The organism is Picosynechococcus sp. PCC 8807, from assembly GCF_001693295.1.
Classification (GTDB): Bacteria; Cyanobacteriota; Cyanobacteriia; order Cyanobacteriales; family MRBY01; genus MRBY01.
Genome location: NZ_CP016483.1, coordinates 2,933,859 through 2,960,472, shown reverse-complemented (window position 1 = coordinate 2,960,472; position 26,614 = coordinate 2,933,859). Strand labels below are relative to the sequence as shown.

The window sequence follows — 26,614 nt, the reverse complement described above, 5'->3', positions numbered from 1 at the left end:
AACTGTTCCCCTCTTGAGAGGGGTTAGGCTTCGACGTGAGCTCAGCCGAACGGGAGTGTCACCCTCCGGTCTTCGACCACCTCCCTCAAGGGAGGATTTTTTACTCGTTCATGTTGCGGTACGTGGCGACAGCGGAAGGCGAAATACGATTGAGATAACGGAAAATCCAATACTTTAAGACCGTATCAAGAATAACTGGAAACGTTGCAATAAAAAGGAAATTAAAGTCCCGGCTCTCGGCAATACCAAAATGTTTTGCCACATTTTCGAGGATAATTTCCCAGCCATGGGGGGAGTGATAGCCCACAAAAATATCCGTAAACAAAATAATTAAAAATGCCTTTGCCGAGTCACTAAGGCCATAGACAATCTCATCTAAAAAGCCCTTTAACATCGCAATTTCGCGTTTGCTAATTAACAAAATCCCCACAAAAGCAAAGAAGCTAAAAATATCTGAAAAAATATTTTCGTAGGCATTGTAACTTTCGGCGCGATAATCCTGGGCAATTTCTGTTGCTTTCTCCTGAATTTTTTCAGTGATTTCTGCCTCTGTGAGAGCCGGTGCCAATCCTACCAACTGACGCATTTCTAAGGTTGCTCGGTAGTGCTCTAATTCTTCAAAGGCTTCATTTTCTAGATCGGAATTTACAAACAATGCCGGGCTTGCCTCTGTGAAAAAATGCTCTTCCACGAAAGGCGTAATCGCAATTTTCGCCAACTGATGCACCAACAAGGGTACTATGACGAGGGTGAGAAGAAACCGAATCGAAACAGCGGTTTTGTTGCGCGATCGCCGAAATTTTGTGACGACTTCTGCTTCTGCTTCGTTGGACTTGGGATCGATCTCCCGCTGGATTCGGGAGAATGTCCGCATGATGGAGCGGGGCACGAGACCAGTTTTGTCCGATACCGTTTCCACCTTGGGTTTGTTGTCGGGGCGATCGCCATTGGTTTGGGGAGCCTCTGGGCCATTCAGGGGAACAAGGGCGACGGATTGTTTCGACAGACCACGGCCATAGCGTCCGGTGATTTCGTCAATAAAGCGTAGTTTCTCGATAATCAGGGTCGGCTTGTCGGCAGCATCAGGGTAGTAGATATTGCTCGCTTTTTTTTGGATTGTTTCCTCGGAGACGGGCACGACAGTATTAAAGGAGCGAAATTCCCGCAGGCGCACCTCGATAATTTTGAGTTGTTTGCGCACCTCCCCTTGGAAATAGCGGATCACACTGTCGCTGTAGTCAGCATTGTGGCCAGAAACGGGTTTGCCACCAAAGTGTTCGAGTTCAATGGCCTGGATATTGAGGGCGGCACGGTAGGCTTGCTCCAGGGCACGGTCTGGGGTGTCGTAAAACCAGCGGCGGGCTTTTTTGATGAAAGTGCTTAGATTCATTGGGTTTAGATTTGCTTGTATGGCCTGGGCAGACACCCTCCGCCTGCGGCACCTCACTCAAGGGGAGAAGACACTCTCCGGCCTGACGGCCACCTCCCTCTAGGGAGGATTTTGGGGAGGTTTTGTGTTAGTTGGTTATTGTAATCGAAGTAGATGGGATTGTTTGGTGGTCTGATGGGGGCAATTTGGTTACGGGGTCAGTCGCGCTCTGGGAAAACGACGGCATTGGTGGCGCGGCTAAAAGCTTGGGTGGCAGGGCAGGATCCCCAGGCGGTATTGGTGCCGGGATTATTGGTCTTGGCGGCAAATAATCAAAATCAGCGGCTGCTGGCGGACTTGATTCACCAAGAAATTCGCGGCAGCTATCCTTTTGTGAGTAAAACCCCAGTGGCGTTCATGGCCGATGAGGTGGAGCTATTTTTCCCATTAATCTGCGAACAGTTGGCGATCGCCCCTCCATTTCCCCTGCGGTTGCGGCCAGAGATGGAACAAAAGTTAGCGCGGGAACTGTGGGCCGATACCCTAGCTACCTGGGAGTTACTGCCCAATGAACGGTTTCAAAATCGCTTGGTGCGACGGCTGTTGGATATTTTGCTGTTGGCGGGAGCAGCGGGTATTGCCCTAGAAGAGATTTCCCAGCGGCTGATGGCTGGGCAATTATCCTTACTGACGGGAACAGTGGCCATTGGCGCAGAGACAAACCGAGAGGAATTTACAGAAACGGCGGGCAAACTGATCCAACAGTGGCGGGACTGGTGTCTAGAAAGAGGTTTTCTTACCTATGGCGTTATTTACAATCTCTATGGGCAATATTTACTCAAAAATGAACAATACCAAGCGTCTCTAGGACAACGATTTGGGGCAATTTTTGCCGATGATGGCCAAGATTATCCGGCGATCGCCAAGGATTTAGTGGACATTTTATTAAATCAAGGTTGCACCGGGGTCTTTACAGAAAATCCCGTTGGGAGAATTCGCCTCGGTTTAAGCGGTGATCCTGATTATTGGAGCCAATTGGCGCAACGGTGCGAGGTGATTTACCTAGAACGACCTGCGGGCCTGGGGGCGACCCTCACAGCGCAAATTCACAAGACCGTGACCCAACCCCGGTTTGGGGGACAACTACCCGCCACCATCCAATCGATTCAAACGGTTGCCCGCGCCCAACTGCTGACACGAGTTAGTGAACAAATTCAATTTTTAGTGAAAGACCAGGGGGTTGCGCCAGCGGACATTGCGATTATTGCGCCTGGCCTCGATGAGGTGGCCCGCTATACCTTGATGGAAAGCCTTGCCGTTGCCCAAATCTCCCTAGAACCCCTGCGAGAACAGCGGCCCATTGCAAGTTCTCCCTGGGGGCGATCGCTGCTGACTTTGTTGGCGTTAATTTATCCGGGCAGTGGACGGCTAATCCAAAGCCAAGCTGTGGCGGAAATGCTCATGATGCTATCCCAGACCGCTAGCGAAAAGCCATTAATTGATCCTGTGCGGGCTGGCCTCTTGGTGGATTATTGTTTCCAGCCCGACCCGGAGCGGCCCCAATTGCTCCCCGCAACGACGATGCCCAGGGGCGATCGCCTCGGTTATCAAACCACCCAGGCCTACGAAGCAATCCGCCAGTGGATCGAGCAAACCCAAGCCACTCATAATGTCACCCCCCAGGGCATTTTGCAGACCCTGAACCAGGCAATCCAAACCTTTTACCTCCAAAAACTGGCCCCCAGCTACGGCCAACTGGCGACTCTGCGGGAACTCAGCGAGACAGCCCAGCACTTTTGGCAATGTGGCGATCGCATAGGGAGCCCAGACACAACGGCAGCCCAGCTTGCTGACCTGCTGCAACTAATCCAAGCAGAAACCATTACCGCCAATCCGCGCCCCCAGTACAACTTTAACCACCAACTCCCCAATTCCATTACCCTCGCCACCATCTTTCAATATCGCTCCGCCCGTCGTCACCACTCCTATCAGTTTTGGCTAGATGCGGGATCACGTCTCTGGGAAAAAGGTGGTGCCGCAACCCTGTTTGGCTATGGCGTTTTTCAACGCAGTTGGCAAGGGGAGCCTTGGTCTCTGGCAATAGAACAACAAGGCGATCGCCAACGGCTCCAGGATATTATCCAAGACCTCTTGGCCCGCGCTGATACCCAAATTTATCTGTGCCACAGTGATTTTGGCACCAATGGCAGTGAACAGCTTGGCCCCCTCTATCCCCTCATCCAAGCCACCCAAGAATGCCTCCAATCCTCCCTTGAGGGAGGTGGCCGCTAGGCCGGAAAAGACCCACGAAAGATCCTCCCTTGAGGGAGGTGGCCGCCAGGCCGGAGGGTGCCATTCTCCCCTCATAGGGGAGTTAGAGGGGTGTCATTCATGATTGTTCGCTGACATCCATGTAACAAACCCTTTACAGGGGATTGCTTCTCAAAAATAAGCTGATCTAAGTTAAAAGCAGCCTATGATACAGTATCTCGACAGTCTGCATGAATTCTTTTAAAATGTAGGCTTCAATACAACAAAACGCCAAAATAATCTATCCCCCTATCGGAAAAAATTATAGGGAAGCAGAGATCTTATTTCTGGTGTATTCTTCGTCCTTTAAGTTATTCCTTAGGTAACTCCCGTGGTTTCAACAACTTCCCCCGCAGCAACTGAGACTGCTGTCCGTTCAGAGGTTCGTTCCGGTGCATACATTTTGATCGATAGCCTCAAGCACCATGGTGTCGAATACATTTTTGGCTATCCCGGTGGTGCGATCCTGCCCATCTACGATGCCCTACACCCAGTGGAAGAACGGGGAGAAATTAAGCACATCCTTGTGCGCCACGAACAGGGAGCTTCCCATGCCGCCGATGGCTATGCCCGCGCGACTGGCAAAGTGGGGGTTTGTTTTGGTACCTCTGGCCCTGGGGCAACAAACCTCGTCACAGGGATTGCCACAGCCCATATGGACTCAATCCCCATGGTAGTGATTACAGGCCAAGTCACCCGCGCGGCGATCGGTACAGATGCCTTCCAGGAGACAGATATTTTTGGCATTACCCTACCCGTAGTGAAACATTCCTACGTAGTGCGGGATCCGAAGGATATGGCCCGGATCGTTGCCGAAGCCTTTTACATTGCAAGCACGGGTCGGCCCGGCCCTGTATTAGTGGATGTCCCCAAGGATGTCGGTCTGGAACTATGTGAGTATGTGCCCGTTGAACCCGGTGATGTGGATATCCCTGGTTACAAACCCCGCACCGAAGGAGATACCTCCAAAATTGGGGAAGCGGTACGTCTAATTTCTGAATCCCGCAAGCCATTGCTTTACGTCGGGGGCGGTGCCATTACCTCTGGTGCCCACGCAGAAATTAAAGAATTAGCTGAACAGTTCCAAATTCCGGTGACTACAACCCTGATGGGCTTGGGCGCTTTTGATGAACATAATCCCCTCTCCGTGGGGATGTTAGGGATGCATGGTTCGGCCTATGCTAATTTCGCCGTGAGTGAATGTGATCTTTTGATTGCGGTGGGTGCCCGTTTCGATGACCGGGTGACTGGCAAATTAGACGAGTTTGCCTCGGAAGCGAAGGTGATTCACATCGATATCGATCCCGCTGAGGTGGGTAAAAATCGTTTACCGGAAGTCGCCATTGTTGGTGATGTGCGCCATGTGTTGATTGAAATGTTGCAACAGCTAGGCGGCAAGGGTTTACCCCTCGGTAATAAGCCCACGGAAGAATGGCTCAATAAAATTCAAGGTTGGAAAGAAAAACATCCTTTGGTCGCGCCTCGCTTTGCGGATTCGATCTCGCCCCAGTCGGTGATTGTGGAGTTAGACCGCCAGGCTCCCCATGCCTACTACACGACGGATGTGGGTCAACACCAGATGTGGGCGGCTCAGTTCTTGAAGAATGGTCCCCGCCGCTGGATTTCTAGTGCGGGCTTGGGCACTATGGGCTTTGGTCTCCCGGCGGCTCTAGGAGCAAAGGTGGCGATCGCCGACGAAGAGGTGATTTGTATCAGTGGCGATGCGAGCTTCCAGATGTGTTTACAGGAGCTGGCAACCCTGGCCCAATATCAAATTAAAGTAAAGACGGTGATCCTAAACAACGGCTGGCAGGGGATGGTGCGCCAGTGGCAGCAGAACTTCTACGGTCAGCGCTATTCTTCCTCCAATATGGAAGCGGGGATGCCGAACTTTGAGCTACTCGCCCAAGCCTTCGGAGTGAAGGGCATGGTGGTGGATCATCCGGATGATCTGTCGGGGGCGATCGCCGAAATGTTGGCCCATGATGGCCCTGTATTGTTGGACGTGCGGGTGAAAAAAGACGAAAACTGTTATCCGATGGTCATCCCCGGCAAGAGCAACGCCCACATGATGGGTTTACAAGAGTCCTCTGGAAAGGCTGAATAATTTTTTCCCAGTGAAATAATAAAGAGATAAATGCCAGGAGTCGGGCTTTGCCTTGCTCCTTTTTTGTGGCTCGATTAGGATATAAGCCGCAGCGAATGGGGCAATTTTTTAAGAATGGCTGAACTGGTTTTACATTGGCATCGGCGAGATTTGCGGCTACAGGATAATGTTGCCTTGGCAGAAGCACGGCAACAGTCGGCCAAGGTGGTCGGCATTTTCTGCCTCGATCCGGCCATTTTAGAAAAAGAAGATGTGGCTCCAGCGCGGGTGAAATATCTGTTAGCGTGCCTGGCAGAATTGGCAGAAAATTACCAAAAAGCGGGCAGTCAACTACTGATTTTCCAGGGGAATCCCTTAGAGGTCTTGCCCAAAGTTGCAGAATCTCTCAAAGTCCATACGGTCTACTGGAATCTGGACGTGGAACCCTATGCCCAACAGCGGGATCACCAGATGGCGATCGCCTTGCGTGAGGTGGGAGCCAAGGTAGAAACCTTTTGGGATCAGCTTCTCCATGCCCCGGGGAAAGTCTTCACCCAGTCGAAAAAGCCCTATAGCGTGTATTCGCCGTTCTGGAAAAACTGGTCACAAAAGCCCAAAGCCGTCCCCGTTACTGCCCTCAAAGATTGCCAAGGACTGAGTGATGCAGAACAGAAATCAGCGAAAGACCTAGGGGCGATCGCCTTACCGAGTTTGGCTGATCTGGGCTTCAGTTGGGATAAACCATTTACCGTGCCTGTGGGGGAAGCTGCCAGCCTGGAGAAACTCACTCGTTTTACGGAAAATTTTATTGAGAAATATGATGGCGATCGCAACTTCCCGGCGATCGATGGTACCTCTTGCCTCAGTGCCGCGTTGAAATTTGGGGCGATCGGCATTCGGACGGTCTGGCAAGCCACAGAAACGGCCCTAAAACATTGCCGCAGTAAAGAAGCAGAAGCTGGCGTCACCACCTGGCAGCAGGAATTAGCCTGGCGAGAATTTTATCAACACTGTCTCTTTTTCTTTCCGGAGCTTGCCCAGGGGCCATACCGAGAAGAGTTTAAAGACTTTCCCTGGGAAAATGACGAGCAGAAATTTCAAGCTTGGTGCGCTGGTCAAACGGGCTATCCGATTATTGATGCAGCGATGCGCCAACTCAATGAAACGGGCTGGATGCACAACCGCTGTCGGATGATTGTTGCCAGTTTTCTCACCAAGGATTTGATTATCGATTGGCGTTGGGGCGAAAAATATTTCATGCAAACCCTCGTTGATGGTGATCTTGCGGCGAATAATGGCGGTTGGCAGTGGAGTGCTTCCAGCGGCATGGATCCTAAACCCCTGCGAATTTTTAACCCTTATACCCAAGCTCAAAAATTTGACCCCGAAGCAGACTACATTCGCCACTGGTTGCCAGAGCTCAGCAGTTTGGATACCCAGGTTTTACTCACGGGCCAAATTCCCCGTTTACTCTGTCAGCAGCATGATTACCCAGAGCCGATTGTGGAACACCGGGTACGCCAGCGGGAATTTAAGCGGCTCTACAAATTAGTCAAAGACAAGGCCTAAACAAAACGGGTGAGATTAACGCGATAACGTTCTTTTTTAGTCATGTTGATCTCGCCAACTTCGACGCGGCCTTTGCCCCTGAGGGAAATCAGATCGCCCGCTTTGACGTTGTAGCTGCTTTGGGTAATGGTTTTCCAATTGACCCGCACATTTCCGCCGGCGATCGCCTCGGCCATTTTTGCCCGGGACATCCCTAAACCAGCCGAACCAATGGCATCCAAACGGAGGGACGCTTCGACGGTAGTGAGTTCTTTCTTTTTCGGGGGGCGTACTTTTAATTCTTCGAGGGGAATCGGCCGCGTTTTCACTGGTACGGAGCGCACCTGCACTAGGGATGTTTCTAAAAAGGGCACGAGTTCCGGAATGACCAAAGCCTGGGCACCGCGATCGCCTAAGACGAGAATGTCACCAACTTTGTCCCGCACGAGCCCAGTACCGAGGAGCGAACCCAGGAAATCCCGGTGGGTCGCCGTATCAAACAAAAAATTACCGGCAATGTCCAAGGCGGCAATTTCTACATGGCTGGCATCGAGGGGAATTTCTTCGCGGGCGATCGCCAACCGTTGCCGTTCCGCTTGGGGGTAGCCGCCCCCATGGACAACCTGGACTTCCGTGAGCTTGCCAAAAATTTCTAAGGCTTCGTAGAGCACCGGCGGCGAGAGAAAATCCGTCTGGACAATTTCCCAAGTGCGAATCGCCTGATCCGCTTGGTCGAGGATCCGACTGAGTTCTGCACGGTTTTCAACGCCCTTGAGCAAATCATCCTTCGGTAAATTCATAGGCTGGGAAAAGGCGATCGCCAAATAACAAAATAGAATTTCTAGTGGAAAAGCACCATCGCTCGATCATACCAAACCACCCCGTCGCCAATGCCTAAACGGTCGGGAAACCCTCCGTTTACAAACCCCAATCAAGCCATAATAATGAAAACAGTTCATTTACTCTCCTAGGAATTTCTGTGGCTATCTTTGATTGGTTTCGGCGCAAGACAACTGACAAATCCCAAGACACCTCTGAACCAACCGTTACAGAAAAACAGGTGCCAGAATCCCCCCCAGAGGAAGCTGCTGCCCCCGAACCTGAGACGCCATCAACCCCAGAAATTGACTACCTAAACTGGGCGAAATCCGCTTACAAAAATATCCAAGAAAAAAAGGGTATTGAAACAACTGAGACCCCTCAACCGGAAGCCACAGAACCCCAGGAACCAGAACTAGAATCAACGCCTGCTGAAACTGAACCAGAAACACCAGCCCCCGAACCAACGGCAGAAGCTCCAGAAACCATTGAAGAAATCGTTCCTCAACCGGAAGCCCCAGCAGAAGCAGTTCCCCCAGAACCAGATAGTGAGCCAACCGAGGTTGAAGCCACCGCAACCGTTGCGCCCGTTGCTCCAGAACCAGAGCCGGAAGTAATTGCTGCCGAAGTAGAGAGTGCCCCAGATAGCGGGACAGTAGCGGAACCAGAACCGGAAACTACCCCAGCAACACCCGCTTGGATGCAAAAGTCCGACGGCCTCGAAAAGCTCAAAGAAACGGCGATCGATACGGAAGGACTAGAGTTTGACGAAAATTTCCTCTGGTCTGCCAAGGTGCTTGCTGATCAAGGCCGTGATGCCAGTGATATTTCCCTCGAAGAAATTGAATGGCTTAAAAAACTCCGGGATGGTCTCGGTAAAACCCGCCGCAGCTTGGTCAATCAACTCAAGGCTGTAGTGGGTCAAGGGCCGCTCAATGACGAAGCCGTATTAGAAATTGAATCGCTCTTACTCCAGGCTGATGTCGGTATTGAAGCTACTGATTACATTATCGAAACCCTCCAGGAAAGACTCCGCCAGGAAGCCCTCCCCCCCGAAGCGGCGATCGCCTACCTCAAAGAAATCCTGCGGGACATCCTCGACAAACCCCTAGCGAAACTACCCAACACCGACTTTGCTCCCGAAGCCGACAAGCTCAATGTCTGGATGCTCACTGGTGTCAACGGTGCCGGGAAAACCACCACCATCGGTAAACTGGCTCACCTTGCTAACCAATCGGGTTATCGCTGCGTCATTGCTGCTGCCGATACCTTCCGGGCCGCTGCCGTCGAACAGGTAAAAGTCTGGGGCGAAAGAACTGACACTCCTGTAATCGCCAACCCTGGTAAAAATACTGATCCCGCAGCGGTAGTTTTTGATGGTATTACCGCCGCCCAAGCACGGCAGGCACAAATTTTGCTGGTGGATACGGCTGGCCGCTTACAAAATAAGAAAAACTTGATGGATGAACTGGCGAAAATCCGGCGGATTGTCGATAAAAAAGCTCCCGATGCCCAGGTGGAATCCCTCTTAGTCCTAGATGCAACCCTCGGCCAAAATGGTCTACGGCAAGCCCAAGTTTTCTCGGAAGCCGCAAAACTCAGTGGTGTTGTCCTGACAAAATTAGATGGTACGGCCCGGGGCGGTGTTGCTCTAGCGGTGAGCCAACAACTCGGTTTACCAATTCGCTTTATCGGCGCTGGGGAAGGGATTGAAGATCTCCGGCCCTTCTCTAGTTATGAATTTGTTGAAGCGCTGCTAGATGGCTAGACTCCAGTAAAATCAAAAATCTTGAGAGGCGGCTATTTGCACTAAGCAACCGCCTTTTTTTGTGGCTTGTAGAATCCTTAGCTTTTGTCACAAAGGATTTAGGCAGATGAAAAATCCCAGTATGCTAAAGGTTAATTCGGCCAGTGCGCAGCAGTTGGTAACCGGAGGTCATGGAGGCAAGAGAAATAAAGAGTTGCCAGAGACTGACAGGGGTGAGAATCGCGCGTCCCCCTGCAAAAATCAAAAGAATTGAGGCCCCAATTAAAATCCAACCCAATGTACGGTTGTTTTCTGGGAGGGTGAAGAGGGAAACGACACCACCAGCCAGGGTCATGACGGCTAGATCAGCCGCGACTCCCCGCCAGCCATAACCACCAGTTGTAAAAAAGATATTTTTACCCAGAAAATAAATGCCCAAAAGAATCAAGCCAAGGCCGATTAATTTACCGAGAAATTTCATTGTTTTTTGTTCCTAACAATGCTTTAGTGTAGCGAATACCATGATTCATCTGATTTATTCTGATCAATTTCTTGACCATGACACGGGGCGCTCCCACCCAGAAAGTCCGCGACGGTTAACGGCGATCGCCCAAGCCCTGAAAACAGTCCCCTGGGCGAACCAAATTCAGTGGCACGAACCCACGGCGATCGCCTTTCGAGATCCTTTGCCCTGGGTGCGCCAATTGCATGACGACTACTATTTGAAAGAACTGCAAAAATTGGCAGAATCTGGCGGTGGCTATTGGGATCCGGATACTCCTGTTTCACCCCAAAGTTTTAATGTGGCGCTTTTGGCAGTGAATGCCTGTTTGGATGGGGTCGATTTAGCGCTTCAGACAAAGGAGCCTGTTTTTACCTTGGTGCGGCCCCCTGGCCATCACGCCACCCGCAGCACTGGAATGGGATTTTGTCTGCTGGGAAATGTGGCGATCGCCGCCCACTATGCTTTGAGTTTAGCGGGGGTTAAAAAAGTGGCGATCCTCGATTGGGATGTCCACCACGGCAACGGCACAGAATATTTAGTCGAGGAAAATCCCCAGATTGTCTATTGTTCTCTCCATCAGGATCCGGCTTATCCCGGCACTGGCCAGGCCCACCATCACGGTCGCCACCAAAATATTTTAAATATTCCCCTCAAACCAGGTGCAGATCAAAGGATCTATACCCAAAAGTTCCAGGACGTGATTTTACCTTACTTGCAAAAGTTTCAGCCGGATCTATTAATTGTCAGTGCGGGCTACGATGCCACTGCGAAAGATCCCTTAGCAGGAATGAATCTCCAACCCCAGGATTACAAAGTCTTTAGCGAATTTTGCCAGCAGTTACCTTGTCCAATCCTGTTCGCCCTGGAAGGGGGCTATCATCTCCAAACCTTGGCAGAATCGGTGGTGGCCACCCTTGAACCCTTTGTTCAGTAAGGACGATGAATTTCTCCCAGCAGAACCGGACATTGCGCCCCCGTCACCTTCGGCAGATTTCCCGGAAATTCCTGAACGCGCCAGTAGGCTAGTACTGCAAAGGCGATCGCCTCTTTTGCATCATGGTTTAAGCCCAGGTCATCGGTGCTTCTGACGGGAATCTGATTTCCGAAGGCGGCCTGTAAGCGTTCTCTGAGATAACTATTTCGACATCCACCTCCACAAAGGAAAATTTCATCGGGCAGTTGCGGTAAAAAGAGTTCATAGTTTCGCTGTACCGTTAAAGCTGTAAATTCTGTCAAACTCGCCAACCAATCCGCTTCTGAGAGTTGGAGATCCTGGGCGTCACGCCAGCATTTTTCGAGGAAATCGACACCAAAATATTCCCGACCCGTGGACTTGGGCGGCAATTGCTCAATAAAAGGATCCCCTAGCCAGCGCTCTACCAAATCTAAATGGGGGGTCCCCTGGGATGCCCAAATGCCATCTTGATCGTAGGCTTGGGCACCGTTGGTTAACTTTTGAATTGCTAAATCTAACAGCACGTTACCGGGGCCAGTATCCCAACCGATCACGTAATTTTCCCAATTGGTCTGGTTTTTTGGCGGCAAATAGGTGACATTACCAATGCCCCCCAGGTTTTGAATACAGCGGTGTTTTGTTGGGTCAGCTAGAAGGTAAGCATCAACCTTCGGCACAAGTGGTGCGCCCTGTCCTCCGGCGGCAAGATCGGCCCGACGAAAATTACTGACGGTTTTAAGTTTGGTTTGTTGGGCGATCGCCTCACCACGACCCAGTTGCCAACTCAAACCCAAGTTGTCGTTGGGGGGACGATGGAAAATAGTTTGTCCGTGGGAGCCGATTAATTCGGCTTTGCCGTAACGTTCCTGGAGTTGCCTCGCCGCAGTGGCAAAACTGTGGGCAATTTCGTCATCGAGGGCGGCGAATTCAAAGGCACTGAATTTTTCTCCGGCACAAACGGCGAGGATTTTTTCCCGGAGTGGGGGCGCGTAGGAATAGGTCGTAAAGCCGAGTAATTCAATCTCGATGGCGTCAGCTTCCCCCTGAATCTCCACCAGAGCCGCATCAATGCCATCTACCGAAGTGCCACTCATTAAACCAATTACCCGCATAAATTTTTTTCCCCAAAAGGCGATCGCCACTTTATTATTACCCAACCTTTGAGATGCAGAAATTCTCCATTTCCATGAAGCGTTGGAATCGATCCGTCACAATAGAAGAATTGTCCATGTTTTAGAATCACACACCTGCTATGGCTGCTTCCTCTCGCTTGCGCCGACTTCTGGCCTACCTCAAACCCTATCAACGGGACATTTGGCTGGGGATTGGCGCCCTTATTCTCGTTAATGGCCTGGGCGTTTATCTGCCGATTATCCTCAGTAATACAGTAGATTCGCTCCAAACAGATGTCGGTTTAGGCAATTTAACCCGTGCTGTTTTGTTAATGTTGCTCCTCGCCTCAGTCATGTGGGGCATCCGGATGCTCTCCCGCGTGGCGATTTTCGGTGTGGGTCGGCAAGTGGAGTTTGATCTAAAGCAAAAAATTTTCCAACATCTCCTCACCCTAGAGCCCGCATATTTTGCCAGTCAATCCTCCGGAGATTTAATCAACCGGGCCACCAGTGATGTGGATAATGTGCGGCGTCTCCTGGGTTTTTCCGTGCTTAGTCTAGCCAATACGGTGTTCGCTTATGCGATGACTTTACCGGTAATGTTGTCGCTCCATGGCAAGCTTAGCGTGATGGCGATCGCCGTTTATCCAGCCATGCTACTCACGGTACAACTGTTTAGTGGTCGGTTGCGGGACGAACAAAAAGAAGTCCAAGAGGAGCTTTCAGAACTCAGTCAATTGATCCAAGAAGACATGAGTGGCATTTCTTTGATCAAAATCTATGCCCAGGAAGCCAACGAACGCCAAGCCTTTGACAAGCAAAATCAAAAGTTATTACAAGCCAATCTTGGCCTCGCCCGGATTCGGAATCTCCTCTTTCCAATTATTGAAGGAATTTCCTATATCAGCCTATTGATCCTGCTGATCTTTGGGACGAGGGCCATTACCGCTGATGAACTGACGGTGGGGAACTTTATCGCCCTCATCTTATTGGTAGAACGCTTGGTTGTACCCACAGCTTTATTGGGTTTTACGATTACGTCCTATCAACGGGGTGAGGTGAGTATTGATCGCATTGAAGCCATCCTCGACAATCAACCCCTCATCCAAGACCGCACCACTGCTCATCCCTTGGATCGTCACCAGGTCGAAGGCCAAATTATTGCCAAGCATCTTTCTTTTACTTACCCCGGTGACAATCGTCCAGCCCTAGATGATCTCAATTTCACCATTAACCCCGGTGAAATTATTGCCATTGTGGGGTCTATTGGGGCAGGGAAATCGACCCTAGCCAATGCTCTGCCGCGCTTGATTGATATTGAATCCGGTCAATTATTCCTCGATGGGCAAGATCTCACTGATATTCGTCTCCAAGATTTACGTCAGGCGATCGCCTATGTTCCCCAAGAAAGTTTTCTCTTCAGCAGCCAAATCCGCGACAACATCGCCTATGGTTTACCCGGTAGCGACCAACCCGAAATTGAATCTTCCGCTCAACAGGCCCAAATTCACCACGAAATTCTGAACTTCCCAAGGCAATACAACACCCTTGTCGGTGAACGCGGCATCACCCTTTCCGGTGGACAACGCCAGCGTAGCTCCTTGGCCCGCGCGTTCATGATTGATGCCCCTGTCCTCATCCTCGATGATGCTCTATCTAGCGTCGATAACAAAACAGCCACCGAAATTCTCGACTACCTCTCCCAATCCCCACAAAACAAAACCGTCATCTTTATCACTCACCAACTCTCCGCCGCCGCCAAAGGCGATCGTATTTTCGTCATGGATCACGGCAAAATCGTCCAAACAGGCATTCACGAAGAGCTAATTAACCAAGACGGACTATACAAACAACTCTGGGAGCAAAACCAACTCGCTGAAATCCTCACCTAATCGAGAGGAATAGAACGTGGTTGTCAAATCCAGATTGAGGGGCTTAAGAACTTAAAATCCCAAATTTTTCCAGCCACCAAACCCCTTGTCCTGAGTGCATTCCAGGGATTTTTCATCCAAATAGCGAAAAAAGATTGGAAAAAGGTGTTGACATCTCCAGGTTGTGTGGTTAATATAGTTAAGCGCGGTTGAGAGAGACGCACTGAACCGCCGCCCCGAACCGAGACAAAAGAATAGAATTTGAAAGTGACTATCCGCCCCCTTGTTTTAAACAAGATTATAACAAGTGAGCTGGTTGAGATTGAAACAATCGATACCAAGGAGCTTAGTTTTAGTTAAGGATAAAGAGAGCCTTAAAAAACATCTCTTGCTAAAGACAAATGAAAATTCTAAGGAATGAGTAAAAAGTCTAATATGGAGAGTTTGATCCTGGCTCAGGATGAACGCTGGCGGTATGCCTAACACATGCAAGTCGAACGAAGCCTTCGGGCTTAGTGGCGGACGGGTGAGTAACGCGTGAGAATCTGCCTTCAGGACGGGGACAACAGTTGGAAACGACTGCTAATACCCGATATGCCGAGAGGTGAAATCTTTTTTGGCCTGAAGATGAGCTCGCGTCTGATTAGCTAGTTGGTGGTGTAAGGGACCACCAAGGCGACGATCAGTAGCTGGTCTGAGAGGATGAGCAGCCACACTGGGACTGAGACACGGCCCAGACTCCTACGGGAGGCAGCAGTGGGGAATTTTCCGCAATGGGCGAAAGCCTGACGGAGCAATACCGCGTGAGGGAGGAAGGTCTTTGGATTGTAAACCTCTTTTCTCAGGGAAGAATATTGACGGTACCTGAGGAATAAGCACCGGCTAACTCCGTGCCAGCAGCCGCGGTAATACGGAGGGTGCAAGCGTTATCCGGAATTATTGGGCGTAAAGAGTCCGTAGGTGGTCATGCAAGTCTGCTGTCAAAGCCCACAGCTCAACTGTGGATCGGCGGTGGAAACTGTGTGACTTGAGTACGGTAGGGGTAGAGGGAATTCCCAGTGTAGCGGTGAAATGCGTAGATATTGGGAAGAACACCGGTGGCGAAAGCGCTCTACTGGACCGTAACTGACACTGAGGGACGAAAGCTAAGGTAGCGAAAGGGATTAGATACCCCTGTAGTCTTAGCCGTAAACGATGGATACTAGGCGTTGTCTGTATCGACCCGGACAGTGCCGAAGCTAACGCGTTAAGTATCCCGCCTGGGGAGTACGCACGCAAGTGTGAAACTCAAAGGAATTGACGGGGGCCCGCACAAGCGGTGGAGTATGTGGTTTAATTCGATGCAACGCGAAGAACCTTACCAAGATTTGACATCCCGTGAATCTTGCAGAGATGCGAGAGTGCCTTCGGGAGCACGGAGACAGGTGGTGCATGGCTGTCGTCAGCTCGTGTCGTGAGATGTTGGGTTAAGTCCCGCAACGAGCGCAACCCTCGTCCTTAGTTGCCAGCATTAAGTTGGGCACTCTAGGGAGACTGCCGGGGACAACTCGGAGGAAGGTGGGGATGACGTCAAGTCATCATGCCCCTTACATTTTGGGCTACACACGTACTACAATGGTCGGGACAAAGGGCAGCAACCCCGCGAGGGCAAGCGAATCTCATCAAACCCGGCCTCAGTTCAGATTGCAGGCTGCAACTCGCCTGCATGAAGGAGGAATCGCTAGTAATCGCAGGTCAGCATACTGCGGTGAATCCGTTCCCGGGCCTTGTACACACCGCCCGTCACACCATGGAAGCTGGCAACGCCCGAAGTCGTTACTCTAACCGTTCGCGGAGGAGGGCGCCGAAGGCAGTGCTAGTGACTGGGGTGAAGTCGTAACAAGGTAGCCGTACCGGAAGGTGTGGCTGGATCACCTCCTTTTAGGGAGACCTAACCTACTGAAGTTTGAAAGCAATCAGCAAATAGAACGCAGTAAGGTCATCTCGAAGGTCGTGCGAGGGGGAGAAACGGGAGTCACTTTCAAATTTAGGTTCGTGGACATGGGCTATTAGCTCAGGTGGTTAGAGCGCACCCCTGATAAGGGTGAGGTCCCTGGTTCAAGTCCAGGATGGCCCACTTATCAACCGTTGATAATCATCAATTGTTGATATCAATGGGGGTATAGCTCAGTTGGTAGAGCGCCTGCTTTGCAAGCAGGATGTCAGCGGTTCGAGTCCGCTTACCTCCACCAAAACCACGAAATAATGAAACGAACTCAGCATCAGCACCATAGTCTAAAAAAAAAGACGAAAGATGTTGTTGAATGCTGAAAGAGATTTCAGCAAAGCACCTTGAAAACTGCACAAAAGAATATTAGATAGTCGAAATAATAGCTAGGTAGGAAAGTACGAAAGTACAAGCAATCCAAAAATAGCCAAGAGTCTGACCTCGAAAAAAGGTCAAGCTACAAAGGGCTAACGGTGGATACCTAGGCACACAGAGGCGATGAAGGACGTGGTTACCGACGATATACTCCGGGGAGCTGGAAGCAAGCATTGAGCCGGAGGTTTCCGAATGGGGCAACCCTAAATACAGCCATCTGAATATATAGGATGGTATGAGCCAACTCAGCGAATTGAAACATCTTAGTAGCTGAAGGAAGAGAAAGAAAAATCGATTCCCTTAGTAGCGGCGAGCGAAGCGGGAAGAGCCTAAACCAACTGCTTAGGCGGTTGGGGTTGTGGGACAGTGATGTGGACTATAGAGGTTAGATGAAGTAGTTGAAAGCTACACCAAAGAAGGTGAAAGTCCTGTAGTCGAAAATCGAAGTAGCCTAACTGTATCCCGAGTAGGCCGGAGCACGTGAAATTCCGGTTGAATCAGCGAGGACCACCTCGTAAGGCTAAATACTACTGTGTGACCGATAGTGTAAAAGTACCGCGAGGGAAAGGTGAAAAGAACCCCGGGAGGGGAGTGAAATAGAACATGAAACCGTTAGCCTACAAGCAATGGGAGGACGATTTAACGTCTGACCGTGTGCCTGTTGAAGAATGAGCCGGCGACTTACAGGCTGTGGCAGGTTAAGGTGAAAAGCCGAAGCCAAAGTGAAAACGAGTCTGAAAAGGGCGTTAGTCACAGTTTGTAGACCCGAACCCGGGTGATCTAACCATGGCCAGGATGAAGCTTGGGTAATACCAAGTGGAGGTCCGAACCGACTTCTGTTGAAAAAGGAGCGGATGAGCTGTGGTTAGGGGTGAAATGCCAATCGAACCCGGAGCTAGCTGGTTCTCCCCGAAATGTGTTTAGGCGCAGCGGTTGGTTTCCTTGCATGGGGGTAAAGCACTGTTTCGCTGCGGGCTGCGAGAGCGGTACCAAAGTGAGACAAACTAAGAATACCATGTAAAATTCAGCCAGTAAGACGGTGGGGGATAAGCTTCATCGTCGAGAGGGAAACAGCCCAGACCGCCAGCTAAGGTCCCAAAATACTTGCTAAGTGATAAAGGAGGTGGGAGTGCATAGACAACCAGGAGGTTTGCCTAGAAGCAGCAATCCTTGAAAGAGTGCGTAATAGCTCACTGGTCAAGCGCTCCTGCGCCGAAAATGAACGGGGCTAAGCAAGTTACCGAAGCTGCGGACTCGAAAGAGTGGTAGGGGAGCGTTCTATATGGTGTGAAGCATTAGCGGTGAGCAGATGTGGACTGTATAGAAGTGAGAATGTCGGCTTAAGTAGCGAAAATATGTGTGAGAATCACATACCCCGAAACCCTAAGGGTTCCTCCGGAAGGCTCGTCCGCGGAGGGTTAGTCGGGACCTAAGGCGAGGCCGAAAGGCGTAGTCGATGGACATGAGGTTAATATTCCTCAACTCCTGTGTGGGAGCATAACTATGACGCATGAAAGATAGCTACACCCTGAATGGATTGGGAGGAGACTACGGTCTCCGCGTAGTAAAGGATAGTGCCTAGAAAAGCTAGTTATGTGTTGAAAGCATAGGACCCGTACCCGAAACCGACACAGGTAGGGTGGTAGAGTATACCGAGGGGCGCGAGGTAACTCTCTCTAAGGAACTCGGCAAAATTGCTCCGTAACTTTGGGAGAAGGAGTGCCAGCGAGAGCTGGTCGCAGTGAAGAGGCCCAGGCGACTGTTTACCAAAAACACAGGTCTCTGCAAACTCGTAAGAGGACGTATAGGGGCTGACGCCTGCCCAGTGCCGGAAGGTTAAGGAAGTTGGTTAGCTTAGGCGAAGCTGACGACTGAAGCCCCGGTGAACGGCGGCCGTAACTATAACGGTCCTAAGGTAGCGAAATTCCTTGTCGGGTAAGTTCCGACCCGCACGAAAGGCGTAACGATCTGGGCACTGTCTCGGAGAGAGGCTCGGCGAAATAGGATTGTCTGTGAAGATACGGACTACCTGCACCTGGACAGAAAGACCCTATGAAGCTTTACTGTAGCTTGGTATTGGGTTCGGGCTTTGTTTGCGCAGGATAGGTGGGAGACGTTGAGATTACTCTTGTGGGAGTAATGGAGTCACTGGTGAGATACCACTCTAACAAGGCTAGAATTCTAACTTTAAACCGTGAAGCCGGTGAAAGGACAGTATCAGGTGGGCAGTTTGACTGGGGCGGTCGCCTCCTAAATGATAACGGAGGCGCACAAAGGTTCCCTCAGGCTGGTTGGAAATCAGCCATCGAGTGCAAAAGCAGAAGGGAGCTTGACTGCGAGACCTACAAGTCAAGCAGGGACGAAAGTCGGTTTTAGTGATCCGACGGCGCTGCGTGGAAGGGCCGTCGCTCAACGGATAAAAGTTACTCTAGGGATAACAGGCTGATCTCCCCCAAGAGTTCACATCGACGGGGAGGTTTGGCACCTCGATGTCGGCTCATCGCAACCTGGGGCTGAAGTAGGTCCCAAGGGTTGGGCTGTTCGCCCATTAAAGCGGTACGTGAGCTGGGTTCAGAACGTCGTGAGACAGTTCGGTCCATATCCGGTGCAGGCGTAAGAGCATTGAGAGGAGTCTTCCTTAGTACGAGAGGACCGGGAAGGACGCACCGCTGGTGTACCTGTTATCGTGCCAACGGTAAACGCAGGGTAGCCAAGTGCGGAGCGGATAACCGCTGAAAGCATCTAAGTGGGAAGCCCACCTCAAGATGAGTGCTCTCATGGAGTTAATCCAGTAAGGTCACGGGAAGAACACCCGTTAATAGGCATTAGGTGGAAGTGTGGCAACATATGGAGCCGAGATGTCCTAACAGACCGAGGGCTTGTCCTTAAACAGATGGTTAGACTAAGTATTTCGATGAACTAATGAGTATTTTGTGCAGTCTTGAGGGTGTGAGACCACACCACTGCTTGGTGTTTCTAGCATAGTGGAACCACACTGATTCCATCCCGAACTCAGATGTGAAACGCTATAGCGGCGACGATACCTGTGGGGTAGCCTACCGGGAAAATAGCTCAATGCCAAGCTTCTCTCTTTTATGAAAAACTGAATATCTTATTCTTCAACTTTATATTCTAATCAAAGCTCTCAATCTACAGGTTGAGGGCTTTATTTTATTTTGCTTTCTTTCTCCTTTGTAGTGAGTGAAGTCCCATTCCGTTGCTTGGGTAGTGTTGTAGAGTATGAAGAGTAAGCCAATAAGTTGATAGGTATTTGAATGAATCGGATTTACTGGGGTTGTATATTCGGATTTTTTAGTGTTGTAGGGCTGGCAAATCAAGCGATCGCCAATGAGATGATGTATCGACCCCTTGGAATTCGCTCTGGTCAAGAGATTAACCAGCGGCTTTCGGATCAGGATATCCCCACGGGGGAAGGGGGGTTTGCCAGGGATTATGCAATTACTCTCCAAGAGGGTGATCAAGTTGCCATTGACTTGCTTTCGGACGATTTTGATACGATTGTGTTGCTGCTGGCGGCGGATGGGTCGACGATTGCGGAAAATGACGATGCCGCTGATGGTTCAACGAATTCATTACTATTTGTGCGCATTAACGAAACGGGACGCTATATTGTGCGGGTACGGGCCTTTGGGGAAACGGGAAATGGTGATTTTTCGCTCAAAGTAACGCGTCTACAGCCTATTCGCGAGTAAAACGATGCTGACGAGACAAGCGACTTCAGTCCATTCCACAGTGGCACCGTAGGTATCGCCTGTATGACCTTGGAATTTATGACCAAACCAAGTGCTGACAGCGATCGCCACTGCCATAAACCAAAGATTAGTGAGCATAACACTCAACCATTGGCCAATTGGCAGGAAAAAGTAGCTCAAAAATACGAATAAGAGCATGGGGCAGATACTCCAGCACAAATCTGGATATAACTGGAACTGCTGCTTGTGGAATGCCCCTTTGCCTTCAGCTTTCAGGTAGGGATAAAAGGCGATCGCCACCACCTGAGACCATCGCCCCCAAGCCGGTATCAACACAAAAAAATACCAAGACTCTAATCCTAAACTTTCGAGGGCAGCGACCTTGAGCAACAGGATTAAGATCCCTGTCATCACCCCAAATGCACCAGAAACACTATCAGCCATCACCGTTAAACGGCGTTTCGGTTCCGTCACTGCTAAGCCATCGGCCGCATCCATCGCCCCATCTAAATGTAAGCCTCCCGTCAAACCCAACCAAAAGGCAACTAAAATCGCACTTCTGAGTAAAGTGGGAACCTTTAAACTCTCTAAACCCCAAAAACTCCCCAGCAATATGCCCCCAATAATCAAGCCCACCCAAGGACACCAACGGGCAATGCGAATAAAACTAGGCTGCACTCCCTTGGGCAGTGGTAGCAGCGTGTAAAAAAGAATGGCCCCCAATAGCGATCGCCAAAGCTGTAGCAAGCCTGATAGAAAACGAACCATAAATTGATTGAGATGCTCAGAATTGGATAGATTGTGGGTTTTCAGATGTCAAAATTCAAACCTTAAGTTAAGATTATGGCGAGGCATTGGAAACCGTTAATAAACATCCTCCGCCATAACACCAAGACAATACTGTAAAACCACAGCCCTTGTCCTTGGGTGCTAGCTTTTGTACAAGTAAAATGACAATCGCATAGGCTCATCCTGATGTGGTGGCGCTCATTTGCTTGCCATGTCTAGGCAGTGTTATGGATGATTTACCTTCAGTCTGTCATATTTTTTGTTTACCCTTAGTCAATTCCCATGAGTCATCAATGTCATCCCACTTCCTTACCCGCTCCTTGTGTGGTCTCTACCGGTATTCTTGTCAATAAAAGTGACATGAAACGTCTACTCCAAGATCTCGCATGGGTCCGCTATTCCCATTACCTTGATGGCGAAGTGCAAAAACAGGGCGAAGGTTGGATTGTAGAAGTCTTTGATGATGAACAACAGGCTACTTTGGTGGTCAATCAGTCTTTATATCTAAATTTACATAGCTTCGATTACCTTGCCCTGAAACAGGCTGAAACCGATAAGACTTATTTTGAACTCGTGCAGGATAATCGTGTCTTACGTTTGGAAGTGGCAGAAAATCCCCAAGCCAATCCTTTCAATACCAAAGCAGTTCCCGAAAGTACCTTAGAAGAGATGGTGACTCAGGTTTTATCGGCCCGCTGGGATGTCCACATGGATGACGATGAAAATTTCAATTTCTAGGTTCTGTTTCCTGAACTCGGTAGAATAAGCGGTGGCTTTTGCTGCCGTTTTTATTTTTTATTGATCCTCGGAACATCATCTGTGAGCCATTTTCATTTTTCGCTACATAAGGAATGTCGCCATACAAATGCCCGGGTCGGCGTGTTTCATACCCCCCACGGAATTGTGGAAACACCCCGATTTATGCCTGTGGGTACCCTTGCGAATGTGAAAGGCATCACGCCAGATCATTTAGTCCAGGCCCAGGCCCAGATGGTTTTATCAAATACTTACCACCTCCACTTACAACCGGGGGAAGGGATTGTCCAGAAAGCCGGAGGACTGCATCGGTTTATGGCTTGGGAGGGGCCGATCCTCACGGATTCCGGGGGATTCCAGGTTTTTAGTCTCAGTGAAATGCGTAAGATTCGTGAGGAAGGGGTGGTGTTCCGTTCGCCGAAGGATGGACGTTTGATTGATATGACCCCGGAGCGATCAATCCAGATTCAAAATGCCCTGGGTGCTGATGTGATCATGGCCTTTGATGAATGTCCACCAGGAGATGCGGGCCGGGAGGCGGTGGCGGCGGCAACAGCACGAACCTATCGTTGGCTAGAGCGATGTATTGAAGCCCATGAACGGGACGATCAAGCGTTGTTTGGGATTGTCCAGGGGGGCATTTTCTTAGATTTACGCTCCCAAGCGGTGACAGATTTAACGAAATTAGACCTACCGGGCTATGCCATCGGGGGCGTTAGTGTGGGGGAATCGCCGGAAAATATTCGTAAAGTGGTACAGCATACAGCGCCGCTCCTGCCGAAAAACAAGATTCGTTATTTGATGGGGGTGGGCACCTATCGGGAAATGGCCCAGGCGATCGCCGCGGGGATTGATGTGTTTGATTGTGTGATTCCGACGCGGTTGGGGCGTCATGGTGCGGCTCTAGTCAAAGGCGATCGCTGGAATTTAAAAAATGCCCAGTTTAAAGAAGATTTTCGCCCCCTGGATGAAAGCTGTCCTTGTTATACGTGCCAGAATTTCACGCGGGCCTATTTGCACCATTTAATCAAAGCGAAAGAAATGTTAGCCTACATGCTACTTTCTTTACATAACGTTACAGAATTGATTCAATTTACCGTGAGAATTCGTGAATCAATCCTTAGCGATCGCTTCGTGGAAGAATTCGGCGAATGGCTAGAACCCGAACCAACTCATGCTAGGATTGACTGCAAACCATAAGAAAAATCAGTTCAACAAGGAAATATATGGAAGCGGCATTATTACTTGCGAAATTACCTGAGGCCTACTCAATTTTCGATCCCCTCGTGGATGTTTTGCCTCTAATTCCTTTGTTCTTCTTGCTGTTGGCATTTGTATGGCAAGCGGCAGTGGGCTTCAAATAAACACCATTTTTGAATTATTTAAAAAAGAAATTGATTAAGCATCCTTGCGGGGATGCTTTTTTGTTTTTTGCGACTAATTTGTAACTAAATGTAACGAGAATTAACCGCGATTCATAATTGCTTTTTGGAAAGCGGGGCGATCGCCCAATCGTTTTAAGTAGGCTTGTAGGGCTGGATAGGCGCTGAGATCCACATCTTGGAACATCAAAGGAATGTAGGCGAGGATTGAACCGACGGCCACATCCGCCACCGTAAATGCTTCTCCTAAGAGAAAAGATGTGTTTTGCAAGAGATCGTTTAGGGGCTGCAAATAACGGGCCATAACTTCATTGCGATTTTCAGCCGGGGTGAGTCCAATGGAAAAGGTCGAGTTGGCAAATAACACCCATTGGTAGGCGATCGCCTTATCTGCCGGGGAAGGGCCGAGGTGACTAAATTTTTCTACGAGGTAGAGCAAAATCGCACCGGATTCAAATAAAGTGACCTCGTCATCGCTTAGGACAGGCACTTTCCCAAAGGGATTTAAGGCAAGGAAATCCGGTTGTTTATGTTCGCCCGCCTGCATATCGAGAAGGACAAATTCATAGTCAGCACCGAGCTCTTCGAGATACCAACGCACAATTGAGGCACGGCTACGCGCCCCACCGTAGAGTTTTAGCATAGTGTGAGTTTTGTTAGGCCAATAAATTCGTCTACAAATTCATTTAGAGAACTTTGTGGGTATGGGCATGTTGCTTCACATTGTCCTCTGTGTTGACGATATTAACCTGATTAAGGACGCGCTTTTTCGCGGTGGAATGGTTGAACTCCTGGTGGAGTGTCCCTAGGGGGATATGGCCCTGGGCTTCGGGGCGGCGTTTGTAGGTACGGGCGGCGGCGGCGGTGCGTTCTAAAAAGTCATCGGGAATTTGCAGGCGATCGCCTAGGGCTGTGGGTAAGGTGATTTGATCCGCTTGGATAACATCCCCAAGGGGCAGGGCTTGGGCAACTCGATAAGATGTGGGAATTCCTTTTAACAGTGCTTCGAGGGCCGCTGAGGGAATCGGTTCTAGGATAGAAACCGCCTGGGTTTCGCCCTCCTCCCGGACAAAACAACTGGCGACGCCAAAAACACAATAATCGTTATTCGTTAAATGATGGGTCTGAAAAAAATCTTGTAATGTAGGCATAAGAATTTTTACTTACTGAAACTAAATATAAGGATTGAATTTTCCGTTTTGATCCTAACGAGCTTTTGGGGCGTACGAGACAGAAAGAAAGGATTCTTTAATTGCAGCGAATGATCTCTAATACCCAACCTTTACCTCTGACCATATTCAAGCCTGGGCCAGTATTCTAAGGTGAAACACAAAAAAGTCATGTCTTGATGGTAATGAATCTAAAATTAAACTTTTTTTGGGGATTTTGGCTGCTTTATGTAGGGACTTTACTCCTTGCCCCCAGTCATTTCCCCTTCGGCGGAGAACCCCTATGGCAACTGCAACCTGAGACTTTGACAGAGGTGAAACAAGCATCGCTTAATTTCTTTTTTGTGCTGCCGATTTTAAATTATTTGGGTTGGCGATCGCCTTTAGCCCCAGTGCTCAATCCTGTAGATGAGGCCCTCTTTAATTTTGCTGTCGCCTGGATGTGGCTTTTTCTGCCAGTAATGGCGAGCGATCGCAAGGGTCAACATCTGCCATACCTCGCCTTCTGGGGTTGCGGGATGTTTCTTACCAATGTTTTTTTGCTGCCCTACATGGCACTCCGACGAGCCATTGCCCCTCAGCCTTTTTTACCTAAACCGTGGTTTACGCGCTTTTTTGCGTGGGTCGGAATCTGCGTCGGCATTATTGCCATTGGTTGGTTTGGTCTAGCTCGTCCTGAATTTGGTCTTCTCGGCGATCGCCTTGATTACTTTCTCTTGCGTCTGGGAGATAGCCGCCTCACCGTCGCCTTCATGGTGGATCTCCTTTGTTTTTGGTTTATCCAAATTTTCCTCATGGGTGATCTCACCGCCAAAGATAGCTTCTGGCAAACCCTACGTTTTGTGCCATTTTTTGGTGTGGCCTGTTGGTTGCTCTTTGACCACCGTTCTTCCTAAAACCTCTTTACTCAGCCCCAATTTGAACGCTTAAGTTGGGGTTGAGACCGCTAATCAATGCTTTTAAAACAAGCTATCGAAAACTGTTATTATCGTAAGCTAAACCGTTAAGATGTAGATTAAATCAAGATTTAAGCGATCACCGATTATGGAAACATCCCTGGCTAGCCTTGGCCCTTTTTCTGTCCCTGCGGACAATCCTGACATTCTGAGTCAACTCCTTGAGAACCAAAAATCGCCCCACACCTGGCGAGCCTACAAAAAAGATATTCGTGATTTTTTTCGGTTTGTGGCCGATGCCAACGAACCCACACCGCTCCTGGTCGAAGCCTTTCTGAATCTGGAGCAACCCCAGGCCCTCGCCCTCGTCTTGCGCTACAAAAATCATCTACGGGATGTCCGCTGCCTCAAGGAAGCCACCATTAATCGTCGTCTTGCCGCCCTCAAAGCATTGGTTCGTTTGGCAAATCAGTTGGGGCAATGTCGCTATACCCTCGGTGGCATCAAAGGAGAAAAGGTCAGTCGCTATCGGGATACCACTGGGATTTCACAAACTGTTTATCGACAAATTTTAAAAATTCCTAACCAAAAAACCATTAAGGGCAAACGTGATTACGCTATTTTGAGATTGCTTTGGGATAATGCGCTGCGGCGTAATGAAATTGTCCAAACCAACTTAGAAGATTTAGACCTCGAACGGCGATCGCTCGCAATTTTAGGGAAGGGAAAAGGCCGCCAAAAACAATGGGTGACACTCTCTGCCGCAACAGTGACAGCTCTAAAGGCTTGGTTAGCTGTCCGTCCGGGATCTAAAAATAAAATTCAGCCACTATTTGTTGCCCTTGATCGTGCTCACCTGGGCCACCGTCTCACAGGGACGGCTATTTACCAGTTAGTCCGGAACACAGCCAAGGCCGCAGGCGTCACAAAATTATTATCACCCCACCGCATTCGTCACTCTGGGATTACAGCGGCCCTTGATGCGACCAATGGAGACGTGCGTAAGGTGCAAAAATTTTCTCGTCATGCCGACCTCAATACCTTGATGATTTATGATGACAACCGCAGGGATATCCAAGGGGAAATTACAGATCTCTTGGCGAATTTGATCTAGGGGCTTTTTGATCCAGAAAAGACAAAACGAACCTATTGCGCTGTGATGAATATCAGTATCTATCGTACTCAAAGAGCTTTGACTCAACATGGTTAGAAGATTTAATTTGAA

General features: G+C 49.7%; 19 protein-coding genes, 2 tRNA genes and 3 rRNA genes. 17 read left to right on the top strand and 7 right to left on the bottom strand.

All coding sequences use genetic code 11. The features are described from left to right. Positions 1–100: 100 nt before the first annotated feature. Positions 101–1,390, bottom strand: coding sequence for a proton extrusion protein PcxA (locus tag AWQ24_RS14190; RefSeq protein ID WP_065717188.1), 1,290 nt, complete (start codon positions 1,388–1,390; stop codon positions 101–103). A gap of 153 nt (positions 1,391–1,543) precedes the next feature. On the opposite strand from AWQ24_RS14190, the gene AWQ24_RS14185 reads away from it, so the two are divergent. From AWQ24_RS14185 to AWQ24_RS14175, 3 genes are all read left to right on the top strand, one after another. Continuing rightward, positions 1,544–3,661, top strand: a complete 2,118-nt coding sequence (locus tag AWQ24_RS14185) for a hypothetical protein (RefSeq protein ID WP_232318830.1) — start codon at positions 1,544–1,546, stop codon at positions 3,659–3,661. Between the two features lie 349 nt (positions 3,662–4,010). Next, positions 4,011–5,786: a biosynthetic-type acetolactate synthase large subunit gene (ilvB, locus tag AWQ24_RS14180; RefSeq protein ID WP_065717187.1), complete on the top strand. Its 1,776-nt coding sequence runs from the start codon at positions 4,011–4,013 to the stop codon at positions 5,784–5,786. Positions 5,787–5,900: 114 nt separating this feature from the next. Further along, a complete protein-coding gene (locus AWQ24_RS14175; RefSeq protein WP_065717186.1) occupies positions 5,901–7,334 on the top strand; it encodes an FAD-binding domain-containing protein in 1,434 nt (477 codons plus the stop codon). Here AWQ24_RS14175 and AWQ24_RS14170 read toward each other — a convergent pair. Further along, entirely contained in the window at positions 7,331–8,113 is a 783-nt protein-coding gene (locus AWQ24_RS14170; RefSeq protein ID WP_065717403.1) for a photosystem II S4 domain protein, read from the bottom strand. The two genes, AWQ24_RS14175 and AWQ24_RS14170, sit on opposite strands and share 4 nt — an antisense overlap. Before the next feature lie 179 nt (positions 8,114–8,292). On the opposite strand from AWQ24_RS14170, the gene ftsY reads away from it, so the two are divergent. Beyond that, positions 8,293–9,900: a signal recognition particle-docking protein FtsY gene (gene ftsY, locus AWQ24_RS14165; protein ID WP_198161486.1), complete on the top strand. Its 1,608-nt coding sequence runs from the start codon at positions 8,293–8,295 to the stop codon at positions 9,898–9,900. Positions 9,901–10,024: 124 nt separating this feature from the next. Here the strand turns inward: ftsY and AWQ24_RS14160 are convergent, their stop codons facing one another. After that, positions 10,025–10,360 (bottom strand): hypothetical protein, encoded by a 336-nt coding sequence (locus tag AWQ24_RS14160; protein ID WP_065717185.1) that lies wholly within the window; start codon positions 10,358–10,360, stop codon positions 10,025–10,027. Between the two features lie 40 nt (positions 10,361–10,400). Here AWQ24_RS14160 and AWQ24_RS14155 point away from each other — a divergent pair, with 40 nt between their 5' ends. After that, positions 10,401–11,318 carry a histone deacetylase gene (locus AWQ24_RS14155; RefSeq protein ID WP_065717184.1) on the top strand — a complete coding sequence of 306 codons (918 nt, stop codon included), beginning with the start codon at positions 10,401–10,403 and terminating at the stop codon, positions 11,316–11,318. Here the strand turns inward: AWQ24_RS14155 and AWQ24_RS14150 are convergent. Further along, positions 11,312–12,451, bottom strand: coding sequence for an anhydro-N-acetylmuramic acid kinase (locus AWQ24_RS14150; RefSeq protein ID WP_065717401.1), 1,140 nt, complete (start codon positions 12,449–12,451; stop codon positions 11,312–11,314). The two genes, AWQ24_RS14155 and AWQ24_RS14150, sit on opposite strands and share 7 nt — an antisense overlap. A gap of 140 nt (positions 12,452–12,591) precedes the next feature. Between AWQ24_RS14150 and AWQ24_RS14145 the strand changes: the two genes are divergently transcribed. From AWQ24_RS14145 to AWQ24_RS14115, 7 genes are all read left to right on the top strand, one after another. Continuing rightward, positions 12,592–14,343, top strand: a complete 1,752-nt coding sequence (locus AWQ24_RS14145; RefSeq protein WP_065717183.1) for an ABC transporter ATP-binding protein — start codon at positions 12,592–12,594, stop codon at positions 14,341–14,343. 411 nt (positions 14,344–14,754) lie between these two features. Next, positions 14,755–16,243 (top strand): 16S ribosomal RNA (locus AWQ24_RS14140). Between the two features lie 121 nt (positions 16,244–16,364). Continuing rightward, positions 16,365–16,438: transfer RNA gene (locus tag AWQ24_RS14135), tRNA-Ile, on the top strand. A 39-nt stretch (positions 16,439–16,477) separates the two neighbouring features. Continuing rightward, positions 16,478–16,553 (top strand) — tRNA-Ala (locus AWQ24_RS14130). Between the two features lie 206 nt (positions 16,554–16,759). Beyond that, a 23S ribosomal RNA gene (locus tag AWQ24_RS14125) occupies positions 16,760–19,571 on the top strand. Positions 19,572–19,650: 79 nt separating this feature from the next. Next, positions 19,651–19,768, top strand: a 5S ribosomal RNA gene (gene rrf / locus AWQ24_RS14120). Together the 16S, 23S and 5S rRNA genes with 2 tRNA genes alongside form the textbook arrangement of a ribosomal RNA operon. Before the next feature lie 191 nt (positions 19,769–19,959). Then, positions 19,960–20,397 carry a PPC domain-containing protein gene (locus AWQ24_RS14115; protein ID WP_012308375.1) on the top strand — a complete coding sequence of 146 codons (438 nt, stop codon included), beginning with the start codon at positions 19,960–19,962 and terminating at the stop codon, positions 20,395–20,397. Here AWQ24_RS14115 and cobS read toward each other — a convergent pair. Further along, a complete protein-coding gene (cobS, locus tag AWQ24_RS14110; RefSeq protein WP_065717182.1) occupies positions 20,377–21,165 on the bottom strand; it encodes an adenosylcobinamide-GDP ribazoletransferase in 789 nt (262 codons plus the stop codon). The genes AWQ24_RS14115 and cobS overlap by 21 nt on opposite strands. A 303-nt stretch (positions 21,166–21,468) precedes the next feature. On the opposite strand from cobS, the gene AWQ24_RS14105 reads away from it, so the two are divergent. From AWQ24_RS14105 to AWQ24_RS14095, 3 genes are all read left to right on the top strand, one after another. Continuing rightward, the gene (locus tag AWQ24_RS14105; RefSeq protein WP_030008237.1) at positions 21,469–21,924 is read left to right on the top strand and encodes a hypothetical protein; all 456 of its coding nucleotides are present in this window, start codon (positions 21,469–21,471) and stop codon (positions 21,922–21,924) included. An 81-nt stretch (positions 21,925–22,005) separates the two neighbouring features. After that, the gene (gene tgt, locus AWQ24_RS14100) at positions 22,006–23,142 is read left to right on the top strand and encodes a tRNA guanosine(34) transglycosylase Tgt (RefSeq protein ID WP_157096877.1); all 1,137 of its coding nucleotides are present in this window, start codon (positions 22,006–22,008) and stop codon (positions 23,140–23,142) included. A gap of 26 nt (positions 23,143–23,168) precedes the next feature. Further along, positions 23,169–23,306, top strand: coding sequence for a photosystem II reaction center protein K (locus AWQ24_RS14095; RefSeq protein WP_012308371.1), 138 nt, complete (start codon positions 23,169–23,171; stop codon positions 23,304–23,306). 100 nt (positions 23,307–23,406) lie between these two features. Here AWQ24_RS14095 and AWQ24_RS14090 read toward each other — a convergent pair whose 3' ends face one another. Both AWQ24_RS14090 and AWQ24_RS14085 read right to left on the bottom strand, forming a co-directional pair. Continuing rightward, positions 23,407–23,967, bottom strand: coding sequence for a glutathione S-transferase family protein (locus AWQ24_RS14090; protein WP_065717180.1), 561 nt, complete (start codon positions 23,965–23,967; stop codon positions 23,407–23,409). Positions 23,968–24,010: 43 nt separating this feature from the next. Then, positions 24,011–24,475 carry a hypothetical protein gene (locus AWQ24_RS14085; RefSeq protein ID WP_065717179.1) on the bottom strand — a complete coding sequence of 155 codons (465 nt, stop codon included), beginning with the start codon at positions 24,473–24,475 and terminating at the stop codon, positions 24,011–24,013. A 197-nt stretch (positions 24,476–24,672) separates the two neighbouring features. Between AWQ24_RS14085 and AWQ24_RS14080 the strand changes: the two genes are divergently transcribed. Next, positions 24,673–25,389 carry a hypothetical protein gene (locus tag AWQ24_RS14080; protein ID WP_232318829.1) on the top strand — a complete coding sequence of 239 codons (717 nt, stop codon included), beginning with the start codon at positions 24,673–24,675 and terminating at the stop codon, positions 25,387–25,389. A 148-nt stretch (positions 25,390–25,537) separates the two neighbouring features. Then, on the top strand, positions 25,538–26,503 hold the full coding sequence (locus AWQ24_RS14075; RefSeq protein WP_065717177.1) for a tyrosine-type recombinase/integrase: 966 nt from the start codon (positions 25,538–25,540) through the stop codon (positions 26,501–26,503). The last annotated feature ends 111 nt before the right edge of the window (positions 26,504–26,614 follow it).

Bases quoted from the DNA above. Each gene is read 5' to 3' on its own strand.
- cobS (WP_065717182.1), bottom strand. From the start codon at position 21,165: ATGGTTCGTTTTCTATCAGGCTTGCTACAGCTTTGGCGATCGCTATTG.
- AWQ24_RS14105 (WP_030008237.1), top strand. From the start codon at position 21,469: ATGAGTCATCAATGTCATCCCACTTCCTTACCCGCTCCTTGTGTGGTC.
- AWQ24_RS14150 (WP_065717401.1), bottom strand. From the start codon at position 12,451: ATGCGGGTAATTGGTTTAATGAGTGGCACTTCGGTAGATGGCATTGAT.
- AWQ24_RS14115 (WP_012308375.1), top strand. From the start codon at position 19,960: ATGAATCGGATTTACTGGGGTTGTATATTCGGATTTTTTAGTGTTGTA.
- AWQ24_RS14160 (WP_065717185.1), bottom strand. From the start codon at position 10,360: ATGAAATTTCTCGGTAAATTAATCGGCCTTGGCTTGATTCTTTTGGGC.
- AWQ24_RS14095 (WP_012308371.1), top strand. From the start codon at position 23,169: ATGGAAGCGGCATTATTACTTGCGAAATTACCTGAGGCCTACTCAATT.
- AWQ24_RS14080 (WP_232318829.1), top strand. From the start codon at position 24,673: ATGGTAATGAATCTAAAATTAAACTTTTTTTGGGGATTTTGGCTGCTT.
- AWQ24_RS14075 (WP_065717177.1), top strand. From the start codon at position 25,538: ATGGAAACATCCCTGGCTAGCCTTGGCCCTTTTTCTGTCCCTGCGGAC.
- AWQ24_RS14170 (WP_065717403.1), bottom strand. From the start codon at position 8,113: ATGAATTTACCGAAGGATGATTTGCTCAAGGGCGTTGAAAACCGTGCA.
- AWQ24_RS14185 (WP_232318830.1), top strand. From the start codon at position 1,544: ATGGGATTGTTTGGTGGTCTGATGGGGGCAATTTGGTTACGGGGTCAG.
- AWQ24_RS14090 (WP_065717180.1), bottom strand. From the start codon at position 23,967: ATGCTAAAACTCTACGGTGGGGCGCGTAGCCGTGCCTCAATTGTGCGT.
- AWQ24_RS14175 (WP_065717186.1), top strand. From the start codon at position 5,901: ATGGCTGAACTGGTTTTACATTGGCATCGGCGAGATTTGCGGCTACAG.
- AWQ24_RS14155 (WP_065717184.1), top strand. From the start codon at position 10,401: ATGATTCATCTGATTTATTCTGATCAATTTCTTGACCATGACACGGGG.
- AWQ24_RS14190 (WP_065717188.1), bottom strand. From the start codon at position 1,390: ATGAATCTAAGCACTTTCATCAAAAAAGCCCGCCGCTGGTTTTACGAC.
- AWQ24_RS14085 (WP_065717179.1), bottom strand. From the start codon at position 24,475: ATGCCTACATTACAAGATTTTTTTCAGACCCATCATTTAACGAATAAC.
- AWQ24_RS14145 (WP_065717183.1), top strand. From the start codon at position 12,592: ATGGCTGCTTCCTCTCGCTTGCGCCGACTTCTGGCCTACCTCAAACCC.